The organism is Polaromonas sp. P1_G2 (genome assembly GCF_056405515.1).
The window spans coordinates 1-3,284 of the sequence record NZ_JBFUBY010000364.1 but is presented as its reverse complement, the minus strand read 5'-3'; the positions used below and the strand labels follow the sequence as shown (position 1 = coordinate 3,284).

5 protein-coding genes and 1 pseudogene are annotated in these 3,284 nt (G+C 61.4%); all 6 read right to left on the bottom strand.

The features are described from left to right. Positions 1 to 187 (bottom strand): annotated as a pseudogene (locus AC1D0P_RS23580) (TIGR00730 family Rossman fold protein); the annotation flags it as partial. Further along, positions 184 to 636 carry a diacylglycerol kinase gene (locus AC1D0P_RS23575; RefSeq protein WP_477678960.1) on the bottom strand — a complete coding sequence of 151 codons (453 nt, stop codon included), beginning with the start codon at positions 634 to 636 and terminating at the stop codon, positions 184 to 186. The gene AC1D0P_RS23575 and the pseudogene AC1D0P_RS23580, both read right to left, overlap by 4 nt. A 36-nt stretch (positions 637 to 672) precedes the next feature. Further along, on the bottom strand, positions 673 to 1,230 hold the full coding sequence (locus AC1D0P_RS23570; RefSeq protein ID WP_477678959.1) for an RDD family protein: 558 nt from the start codon (positions 1,228 to 1,230) through the stop codon (positions 673 to 675). A gap of 81 nt (positions 1,231 to 1,311) precedes the next feature. After that, positions 1,312 to 1,953, bottom strand: coding sequence for a DUF3106 domain-containing protein (locus AC1D0P_RS23565; protein ID WP_477678958.1), 642 nt, complete (start codon positions 1,951 to 1,953; stop codon positions 1,312 to 1,314). Positions 1,954 to 2,036: 83 nt separating this feature from the next. Then, positions 2,037 to 2,483 (bottom strand): DUF3619 family protein, encoded by a 447-nt coding sequence (locus tag AC1D0P_RS23560; RefSeq protein ID WP_477678957.1) that lies wholly within the window; start codon positions 2,481 to 2,483, stop codon positions 2,037 to 2,039. Then, positions 2,480 to 3,046, bottom strand: coding sequence for an RNA polymerase sigma factor (locus tag AC1D0P_RS23555; protein ID WP_477652237.1), 567 nt, complete (start codon positions 3,044 to 3,046; stop codon positions 2,480 to 2,482). Before AC1D0P_RS23555 ends, AC1D0P_RS23560 begins: the two co-directional genes overlap by 4 nt. Positions 3,047 to 3,284: the final 238 nt, after the last annotated feature.

The following is a 3,284-nucleotide window of genomic DNA, read 5'->3' as shown; positions in this document are numbered from 1 at the left end:
GGATGCCCATGAGGCCGTTGCGGCCACCGCCGTAGACCAGCTGCCCGCCGTGGGTGCCTATCCATGTGCCGACGAGGGCGGCGATCGCGGCAAATTCGGGATTGGCGCCCGGGCGGGAGCCGCAATAAACGCAAAGGGAGAAGGTGGGCTTGGAGTTTTCTGTCACTGCGGTGCTGTCGTTGTTCATGCTGAAAATCGTTGAAAGAGCGCCAAGGCCCAGGTGCCTGCGCAGAGCAGCAGGCTGAGCAGGACGGCGGCGCTGCCCATGTCCTTGGCGCGCTTGGAAAGGTCGTGCCACTCGGGGCCTATGCGGTCTATGGCGGTTTCGATCCCGGTGTTGAGCAGTTCCACGATCATGATGAGGATGACCGTCCCGGCCAGCAGCACGGTTTCCACCCAGTTCCGGCCCAGCCAGAAGGCGGCCGGAATCAGCACGATGGAGGCGATGGCTTCCTGGCGAAACGCGGTTTCATGCCAGCCGGCGCGCAGGCCGGCGATGGAATAGCCCGTGGCGTGCCAGACGCGGCTCAGGCCCCTGCGGTGCTTTTGGGGGTTGACCGGCTCATCGAGGGATATCGGGGAGGCCGTAGGGGTGGATGCTGGCAGGGAGGCGGAAAGCGGGACTTGTTCGGGCATGGGGCGATTGTCGCGCAGCTTTATGGCATGTTGATGTTAGGGCTGCTCGGCCACATCATTACCGGCTGTGACCTTCGACTTTTCCTTGCGGCGGGGCTTTTCAGGCGCCACCCAGGTGATCAGCCGGGTTCCTGCCCAGGCATCGTGCCAGAACTGCTTTTGCGGATGAAAACGCGCCAGGATCGCCCAGATGGCGACCCAACCCAGCGCCAGCACGGCGCCTTCGCGGCCCGGCAGCGCCAGCATCCAGCTGACGGCCAGCGGCGGCAGGAACCATAACCAGCTCAGCACATAGCGCAGCAGGGCGCGCTTCTGGGAGATGGGGGCACCGTGGACGTCAACCACGCGGATGTTCCAGGTTTTCATCGCCAAGGTTTGGCCTTTTGCCCAGAACCAGACGAAGTAGATGCCGAAGATCACAAACACAAAAGCCTGCAGCGCGTGGCGGTTGTCCAGGGCGTTGCGGGTCTGGATCAAGGTGCTGAAGAGGTAGCCGGCCAGGAAAACCACGCCGAACATCAGCATGCCTTCGTACATCCAGCAAGCCATGCGCCTGGGGATGGACGGTATTGAGGGGGTATCGGTGGCTGTCAAATGTGTTGCTCTTCAATGCTCGCTGGCAGGGGACTGCCGGAGCGGCCAATAAATCCGGCCGGCTTGCCCGCCGGCGGTATGTCAACGCTGGGGCGTTGCGCCTGGGCCGCTGGCAGGCAGTGCCGCTGGGGCGGCTGCCACCGGGGTGGAAGCATTGATTTTAGGCGCAGCCTTGCTGCTGGCCTTGACCGGGTGCGGTGGAACCGGCGCCAGCTTCTGAGGGGCCACCGGCTTGACGGCGGTCGCGGCCCCGGCGGGCTTGGGACTGGCCTTGGCCGCCAGCTTTTGTTTTTCTTCAGGGCTGAGGGCTTGGTAGGTTTCCCATTTGGCCTTTTTCTCTTCAGGCGTGAGCTGCTTGGAGAGCTCTTTGGTCTTGCCGAAGTTCAGCCGTGCCTGGGCGCGTTGCTGGGGGCTCAGCGTGACCCATTCGTTCATGCGGCTGTGCAGGTTGGCCTGTCCTTCAGGGGGCAACGAAGGGTAATTTTTTGAGATTTCCAGCCATTTGCGTTTTTGCTGCTCGCTGGTGGTGTTCCAGCTTGAGGCCAGGGGCGCCAGCGCCTTTTGCTGCATGGGGCTGAGTTCAGCCCAAGTGGGTTTGGATGCGGTGGTTTTGGCCGGCGCGCTGGCGGCCGATTTGGCGGCGCCGGGGGCGCTGGCAGTGGCTGCGGGCTTGGTTGCTTGGGCAAAACTGAAAACCGGTAATGCCAGCAGGGCGACTGTCACGAGCCCAAGCGACAGCCATTGCAACTTCAACCGGGTTGAAGGGTCAAGAGGCAGGGGGAGGTGTCGGGCGGCTGCTGGGCGGCTCATTGGACCGTAGGGGCTTGGCGAGTCACTTTGAGGTACTGGACAAAACCGGGGTCGGCAAAGGCCGCGGGTGGGAGCTCGTCGGTGAGCAGCGCCACGTCGACTTCTGCCAACTCCTGGGCGCGGTTGTCGTTCTGAATCGAATTGATGACCAGCAGCCCCACGACCAGCGCAACAAGCGGTAACACCGAACCAATGCGTGCCCACCAGCTCAGTCCGTCGTCGGAGCCCCAGGTGAGGGCTGCGCTGGCACCGTTGCCGACGACACCGCCGGCGGTTTCGGTTTTTGCGATCTTGCGGCTGGAGACAGCCTGGAAGCGCGCGGCGCGCAAGCGCTCGGAAATGTCGTAAGGCAGGTCTGCAGCACCCGCGGACAGGTAGGAGGCGGTTTTCAGGCCAAAGCGGTCCTGGAGGATGGCGGCTCTTTTTTGTAGTGAATTAGTCATAGTTTTATACCTTTGGCGCTCAGGGCTTTGCTGAGAGCGTGAACTGCGCGTGAACAGTGCGTTTTGACACTACCCTCTGAACAGCCCATGGCGGCTGCTGTTTCAGCGACGTCCATTTCCTCCCAGTAACGCATCAGAAAGGCTTCCCGTTGACGGCCCGGCAATTCCTTTACCTGCAGTTCGATCTCATGCAATATTTGCGCCCGCTCCGTGGCATCCTGGGCGCTCTCCGTACCCTCTGAGTTGGTCAGGGTCTCTAAAGTTTCCAGAAGATCGAAATCTCCGTCTTCGCCGGACGATTCGAAGTCGCTCATATTGGAGAAAAGCGCGTTGCGGGTCTTGCGGCGGCGAAACCAGTCCAGCGTGGTGTTGGCCAGGATGCGCTGGAACAGCATGGGCAACTCGGCGGCGGGCTTGTCGCCGTAGTGCTGCGCCAGCTTCATCATGCTGTCCTGAACGATATCGAGAGCAGCTTCTTCGTCCCGGACGTGGTAAATGCTGCGCTTGAAAGCCCGTTTTTCAACGTTTTTCAGGAAATCCGAGAGTTCTTGTTCAGTTGCCAACGGTGTGGGGTTCCGGTTCGTCCAGCGCTGCAGGATGGCCGCGGTCTTCGCGGGGCCTGTGCCGATCAGCATGCATCCTGGGATGCCGCTGGAAAATTATCGCATCATGGCCGGTGCTGGCTGGCCCTTTTTGAGGCCTTGCGGCCATTGCGCAACGCGAAATGTCATAATATGCCCTGCAATTCAAAAGGCAAACGGGTCATGACTCGGCGGTTTATGTTTCCGCTTATGGTTCTGG

Excerpts from the sequence above, each read along its gene's own strand:
- AC1D0P_RS23575 (WP_477678960.1), bottom strand. The coding sequence starts at position 636 with ATGCCCGAACAAGTCCCGCTTTCCGCCTCCCTGCCAGCATCCACCCCT.
- AC1D0P_RS23560 (WP_477678957.1), bottom strand. The coding sequence starts at position 2,483 with ATGACTAATTCACTACAAAAAAGAGCCGCCATCCTCCAGGACCGCTTT.